At 73.3% G+C, this 6,405-nt stretch carries 7 protein-coding genes; 4 read left to right on the top strand and 3 right to left on the bottom strand.

The features are described from left to right. The coding region (locus ACIQOV_RS21885) for an amino acid transporter (protein WP_401050845.1) at positions 1-1,920 on the top strand (1,920 nt) is incomplete at its 5' end. A gap of 41 nt (positions 1,921-1,961) precedes the next feature. On the opposite strand, the gene ACIQOV_RS21890 is transcribed toward ACIQOV_RS21885, so the two are convergent. After that, a complete protein-coding gene (locus ACIQOV_RS21890) occupies positions 1,962-2,231 on the bottom strand; it encodes a GlsB/YeaQ/YmgE family stress response membrane protein (protein WP_359903939.1) in 270 nt (89 codons plus the stop codon). A 271-nt stretch (positions 2,232-2,502) separates the two neighbouring features. Between ACIQOV_RS21890 and ACIQOV_RS21895 the strand changes: the two genes are divergently transcribed. After that, positions 2,503-2,868 carry a hypothetical protein gene (locus ACIQOV_RS21895; protein ID WP_401050848.1) on the top strand — a complete coding sequence of 122 codons (366 nt, stop codon included), beginning with the start codon at positions 2,503-2,505 and terminating at the stop codon, positions 2,866-2,868. Between the two features lie 119 nt (positions 2,869-2,987). On the opposite strand, the gene ACIQOV_RS21900 is transcribed toward ACIQOV_RS21895, so the two are convergent. Both ACIQOV_RS21900 and ACIQOV_RS21905 read right to left on the bottom strand, forming a co-directional pair. Then, on the bottom strand, positions 2,988-3,788 hold the full coding sequence (locus ACIQOV_RS21900) for a HEAT repeat domain-containing protein (RefSeq protein WP_401050850.1): 801 nt from the start codon (positions 3,786-3,788) through the stop codon (positions 2,988-2,990). Between the two features lie 101 nt (positions 3,789-3,889). Next, positions 3,890-4,603 (bottom strand): TetR/AcrR family transcriptional regulator, encoded by a 714-nt coding sequence (locus ACIQOV_RS21905; protein WP_401050852.1) that lies wholly within the window; start codon positions 4,601-4,603, stop codon positions 3,890-3,892. 121 nt (positions 4,604-4,724) lie between these two features. Between ACIQOV_RS21905 and ACIQOV_RS21910 the strand changes: the two genes are divergently transcribed. Further along, the gene (locus ACIQOV_RS21910; RefSeq protein WP_401050855.1) at positions 4,725-5,924 is read left to right on the top strand and encodes an FAD-dependent monooxygenase; all 1,200 of its coding nucleotides are present in this window, start codon (positions 4,725-4,727) and stop codon (positions 5,922-5,924) included. 184 nt (positions 5,925-6,108) lie between these two features. Continuing rightward, positions 6,109-6,363, top strand: coding sequence for a hypothetical protein (locus tag ACIQOV_RS21915; RefSeq protein ID WP_401050857.1), 255 nt, complete (start codon positions 6,109-6,111; stop codon positions 6,361-6,363). The last annotated feature ends 42 nt before the right edge of the window (positions 6,364-6,405 follow it).

The raw sequence follows: 6,405 nt of genomic DNA on the forward strand, positions 1-6,405 counted from the left end.
GGGCGGTTCCGGGCCTGGATGCTGGAGGGCCTGGCCGAAAAGGCCAAGCAGCACCCCGGCCCGCACGCCGAGGTTCCGCACGAGGAGGGCCGGCGCTGGTGGCGGGTCATGTGCCTGACCGGCCTGGACTACTTCTCCACGCTCGGCTACCAGCCCGGCATCGCCGCGCTCGCGGCCGGGCTGGTCTCGCCGCTGGCGACCATCGTGCTGGTGGCCGTCACCCTGCTGGGCGCGCTGCCGGTCTACCGGAGGGTGGCCCAGGAGAGCCCGCACGGCCAGGGTTCGATCGCGATGCTGGAACGGCTGCTGTCCTTCTGGCAGGGCAAGCTCTTCGTGCTCACCCTGCTGGGTTTCGCGGCCACCGACTTCATGATCACCATCACCCTGTCCGCCGCCGACGCCAGCGCGCACCTGGTGGAGAACCCGCACCTGCACGACGCGCTGACCGGCAAGCAGATCATGCTGACCATGATCATGATCGCGCTGCTCGGCGCGGTCTTCCTCAAGGGCTTCAGTGAGGCGATCGGCCTGGCCGTGGTGCTGGTCGCGGTGTACCTCTCGCTCAACGTCGTGGTGGTGGCCAACGGACTGTGGCACGTGTTCAGCGAGCCGCAGCTGTTCACCGAGTGGACGGACGCGCTGACCGTGGAGCACGGCAACGCGATCGCGATGATCGGCGTCGCGCTGATCGTCTTCCCGAAGCTGGCGCTCGGCCTGTCCGGCTTCGAGACCGGCGTCGCCGTGATGCCGCACATCGAGGGCGACCCGGACGACACCGAGGAGAAGCCCACCGGCCGGATCCGCGGCGCCCGCAAGCTGCTGACCACCGCCGCCGCGATCATGAGCGTCTTCCTGATCACCACCAGCTTCATCACCACGCTGCTCATCCCGCCGGACCAGTTCGAGCCCGGCGGCCAGGCCAACGGGCGGGCGCTCGCCTTCCTCGCCCACGAGTACCTGGGCAGCACCTTCGGCAGCGTCTACGACCTCTCCACGATCGCCATCCTCTGGTTCGCCGGGGCCTCCGCGATGGCCGGGCTGCTCAACCTGATGCCGCGCTACCTGCCCCGCTACGGCATGGCCCCGCACTGGGCCCGCGCGGTGCGGCCGACCGTCGTCGTGCTCACCCTGATCGCCTTCCTGGTGACCTGGATCTTCGACGCCAACGTGGACGCCCAGGGCGGCGCCTACGCGACCGGCGTCCTGGTGCTGATCAGCTCCGCCGCCATCGCCGTGACCATCGCCGCCCACAAGGCCGGGCAGCGCCGCTGGCGGGCCGGCTTCGCGGTGATCGCCGCGGTCTTCCTCTACACCACGGCGGTGAACATCGCCGAGCGGCCGGACGGGGTCAAGATCGGCGCCTGCTTCATCGCAGGCATCATGCTGGTCTCGTTCCTCTCCCGGCTCAAGCGCGCCTTCGAACTGCGCGTCACCGACGTGCTGCTGGACGACGTCGCGGAGCGGTTCGTCCGGGACTACACCCATCGCCCGCTGCGGCTGATCGCCAACGAACCGAACAGCCGCGACCTCGCCGAGTACCGTGACAAGATCCACCAGATCCGGCGGGACAACGACATCCCGGCCGAGGACGACCTGGTCTTCGTCGAGGTCACCGTGCTCGACCCGTCCGACTTCGAGGCCGAACTGACCGTGCGCGGCGAGGTGCTGCACGACCGCTACCGGGTGCTCACCCTGGAGAGCTCCAGCGTGCCCAACGCCCTGGCGGCCCTGCTGCTCCGGGTGCGCGACCTCACCGGGCAACAGCCGCACATCTACTTCGAGTGGACCGAGGGCAACCCGTTCGCCCAGTTCCTGCGGTTCTTCCTGTTCGGACAGGGCGAGATCGCCCCGGTCACCCGCGAGGTGCTGCGCGAGGCCGAGCCGGACCGCTCACGCCGGCCGGCCGTCCACGTGGGCTGAGCGAACCCGGCCGACGGCGGCCCGCACGGCGCGTCGGCCGGTCAGCGGTTCTGGTGGGATCTGCTCCACGCGGGGGCGACGAAGGCCACCAGGGCGACGGCGAAGACGATCTGCAGGATGTGGCGGATCCAGTCGATCCCCGAGGTGTGGCGGACACCGATCCAGCCGGAGACGGCGTTGCCGAGCCAGGCCCCGGCGGCGCCGAGCAGCATGGTCAGCCACCAGGGGATCGACTGCGGTCCGCGCAGGATGAGTTTGGCGATCACGCCCAGCACGAAGCCGATGAGCAGAATCCACAGGAGCTGGAACATCGCAGTCCACCTTCCGGGCGCACCCGGGCCGAAGGCCCGGTGCGCCGAATCGCCGATGACGCGGTTCGTCCCATGATCACCCGGATCGGGCGAACGGGCACGTCGACCGGAGACCGCGCAGGTCGGCGGCGTGCCACCGGGCCGCTCCCGGCCGGGATGGGCGAGAACCCGCCGCAGGTCGGGCCGGAAATCCGCTGTCCGCCGTCGCGGCCGCACGGATAGGAATGGGCGGGCCGCGGACGTGCCGCGTCGCCGAGAGGAGCCGACCCCCGTGATTCGACTTCGTTCCGCCGCGCTGACCCTGGGCTGTGCCGCCGCCGCGCTCACCCTCACCATGGGGACGGCCCAGGCCGCGCCCGGCGACACCAGCACCAGCTGCTCCTCCTCGCTGACGCCGACCGGCTTCGTGGACGTCCAGTGGTGGAACAGCGCCGGCTGCGGCTCCGGGTTCACCCCGAACACCAAGAAGATCATGCAGCTCACCGGCTACCCGGTCGGCACCGTCGTCAACGCCTGCGCCTCGACCTGGCCGCCGGCCGGCTGGACGATCGTGAGCACCTTCCACAGCTCCGGCTGTCAGTACTCCGCGGTGCCGAGCCTGGAGAAGAACTCCTGGCAGCTCAAGCGCGTCTCCTGACGCCGACGCACGATCCGGCGCCGGGGCCCGAACCGGCGGCAGGGCGCCGGCACCGGCGAACGGTCCGGCACCCGTGAACGACCCGGCGCCGGCGTACGACCCGACGGCGGTCCGGGACCTCAGAGGTCCCGTACCGCCGTGACGGCCTCGCGGACCCGCGGGTGCGGATCCTCCGCCAGGCCGTCCAGCAGTTCGGCGATGCCCGGGGTGGACCAGCGGCCGACGGCCCGAACCAGGTCCTCGCGCACCTCCGGGGCCGGGTGGGAGGCCAGCCGGGCGAGCCGGTCCACCGGGCCGCGCCGGCGCAGTCCGAACCAGTGCAGCGCGGAGCGCAGTTCGGCCGGGTCGCCCGGTTCGCCGGCCGCCGCGATCCGCGCGAGCAGCACGGGCACGGGCGGCGGCGGGCCGTCCAGCGGGTGCGGGTGGCGCTCGCGCAGCCGGCGGCCGCCGTACTCGCCGTAGATCCGGCAGCCCTGACAGGTGCAGGGCCGGGTGCCGTGGGCGCCCGGCACGTAGCGCCAGCCGGTGACCTGCGGCACGGCGCGGACCCGGTGCACCTCGCGGGCGCCCACCGCGCGCGGCAGGAACACCTCCCAGCCGCGCGGGTCGGCCAGTGCGCCGATCCGCCGGACCGCCTCGGCCGCGCGCAGCGGCTGCTGGACGCCCCGGGCCCGGTCGCGGTAGTGGCCGGCCAGGACCTCCTGCTCGTCGTCCAGCCGGAGGTGCACCGCGACCAGTGCGCCCTTGGGGCCGAACCGGGCCAGCTCGCGCAGCCACTGGTGGGTCAGTGTGTACGAGGGCAGCACGGGGAAGCAGTACACCCCGCGCGCGCCGCCCTGGCCCCGGCTGTCGGCGCGGATCCCGGCGCGGCGGATGCGCGGCGCGTTCGCCGCGGCGGTCAGGTGTACGAACATCGCCATGGGGTGCGATCCCAGCGAGCGACCGTCGGCGCTCCGAGCGATTTTCCGGGTGCCACCGCCGGGCGGGGAGGCGGCCCGGCGGTCCGGGGAGGCCCCGCGGGTCAGGCGGTGTCCGCGCGGCGCTCGATCAGGGCGGCCAGTCCGTCCAGGATGCGCTCCAGGCCGAACTCCAGCGCCTGGTCGCGGCCGCCCGGGTCGGCCATGGCGGCGGCGACCGCGGGGAAGCGGTCGGCGTGCTCCTGGACCACGGTGCCGAGGGCGGCGAGGAGTTCGGCCTCGGGGGTGGCGGCCGGCCCGGCGGCGCGGGCCTGCGCGGCGATCCCGCGCACGTGCCCGGTGAGCAGGACGGCGGCGTCCATCCGTTCGGGGCCGGTCAGCCCGTGGCCGTCGAGTGCCGTCACCACCCTTTCCAGCCAGGCGAGTTCCTTCGGGCCGATGACCCGCGCGCCGACGGTGGCGTCCAGCAGCCACGGGTGGCGGGCGAAGGACTCGGCCAAGTGATGTGCCCAGGCGGTGAGTTGATCCCGCCAGTCGGCACCCTCCGAGGCGTGCGGGGGCGCTTCGACGGCCGACTCGACCATCAGGGCGATCAGTTCGGCCTTGCCGGGGACGTAGCGGTAGAGCGACATCTTGGTGAAGTCGAGCAGTCCGGCCACCTTCTGCATGGAGACCGCGGCGAGCCCCTCCGCGTCGGCGACCTCGACCCCGGCCGCGGCGATCCGCTCCAGGCTCAGGGCCGGCTTCGGCCCCCGGGTGGGTCTGGCCGGCGGCCCCCAGAGCAGTCGCACCGTGTCGTTCGCCGCCTCGGCCATCATCCGCTCCGTCCTGGGCCGCGGCCTGGGGGGTTGTCCTTCCAGGCCAACTGTGTCTACCGTACACAGCAACAAACAGTGTCCGCGAGACACAGTTTTCTGATTCCCGGACGGAGTGGTTTCCATGAGCACCAAGGTCCTGATCTCGGGCGCGAGCATCGCCGGCCCCGCGCTGGCCCACTGGCTGGGCCGGTACGGCTTCGAGGTGACCGTCGTCGAGCTGGCCCCCGCACTGCGCGACGGCGGCCAGGACGTCGACTTCCGCGGCCGTACCCACCTGACCGTGCTGGAGCGGATGGGAGTCCTGGAGGAACTGCGCACGCTCGGCACCGGCGGCAGCCCGATGACCTTCGTGGGCCCCGACGGGCGCCGGCTGCTGCACCTGCCCGCCGAATTCGCCGGCGGCGACCTGGAGGTCCCGCGCGGGGAACTCGCCCAACTGCTCCACCGGCACAGCAGCGCCCGCGCCGAGTACGTCTTCGGCGACTCGGTCACCGCACTGGAGGAGAGCCCGAGCGGAGTCCGGGTCACCTTCCGGCACGCGGCGCCACGCGAGTTCGACCTGGTGATCGGCGCCGACGGGCTGCACTCCACCGTCCGCCGGCTCGCCTTCGGCCCCGAACGGCGCTACGTCCGCCACCTCGGCTACTACGCGGCCACCTGGCAGCTGCCCAACGACCTCGGGCTGCCGACGGGCGCGGTCGGCCTCAACGTCCCCGGCCGGCTGATGTCCGTCGGTGCCGCCCACCGCGACCCGGGCCGGGCCGGCGCGTTCTGCCTCTTCGCCTCGCCCGAGCTGCGCCACGACCGCCACGACCCGGCGCGGCAGAAGGCGCTGGTCCGGGCCGCCTTCACGGGCCTCGGCTGGCGGGTGCCGCAGCTGCTGGAGAGCCTGGACGCCGCCCCCGAGCTGTACTTCGACTCGATCAGCCGCGCCGACGTGCCCGCCTGGTCGACCGGCCGGATCGCCCTGATCGGCGACGCCGCCTGCGGGGCGACCATCGGCGGCATGGGCACCGGCACGGCGGTGGTGGCCGCGTACGTCCTGGCGGGCGAGCTGGCCCGGGCGCGCGGCGACCACCAGGCCGCCTTCGGGCGGTACGAGCAGCTGCTGCGCGGCTACGCGCAGGGCTGCCAGAAGGGCGGGGACCGGACCGGGCCGTTCCTCGCCCCGCGCACGGCCGCGGGCCTGCGGTTCCGCAACGCGCTGCTCAACCGGCGCTGGGCGCTGGAGCGGATGCTGGAGCTGGGAAAGCGGGTCAGCAGCGTCGAACTGCCGGACTACGAGCGCGACTCGCGCCGTCCGAGGGAACTCGCCGGCTGACCGGGGACACCCGGTGCGGCACCAGGAGCCTCCACCCGGACGGTCCCGCGAGTCGATCGTGCGACGGCCGCGCCCTCCCGGGTGGCCGGCGGACGTAGGACGGACATGCGGCGGGCCACCGCTGGAAGAACGTTCTACGAGCGGCGGCCGCCCCCGCCCCCGCCCCCGCCGACCCTCCGACGAGATGACCGCCTTCGCGTCCGGCGCTGTGAACGGCGGCGATCCGGGTGCCTTCTACGCGGGCCCGTGCGTGACCTCCGGTGTCGCGGACGACCAGGGCGAGGACGCGGTCCTGCACGATCCGAACGCGATCGTCCCGCGGAACGTGTTCGGCCAGGAGGGCTGGTTCTGCACCTCCCCGGTCGCCGAGGCGGACGTCCGGAGCCACGGCTTCCTGCCGATGGTCTCCTTCGCCTGCGGGACGACCGTGCACGCGTGATCCCGTCGGGGGCGTGGTGCCGGGGGATGCGCGGCCGGGGTG

Origin of the sequence: Kitasatospora sp. NPDC091257 (genome assembly GCF_044757675.1) — a bacterium.
Classification (GTDB): Bacteria; Actinomycetota; Actinomycetes; order Streptomycetales; family Streptomycetaceae; genus Kitasatospora; species Kitasatospora lactacystinica.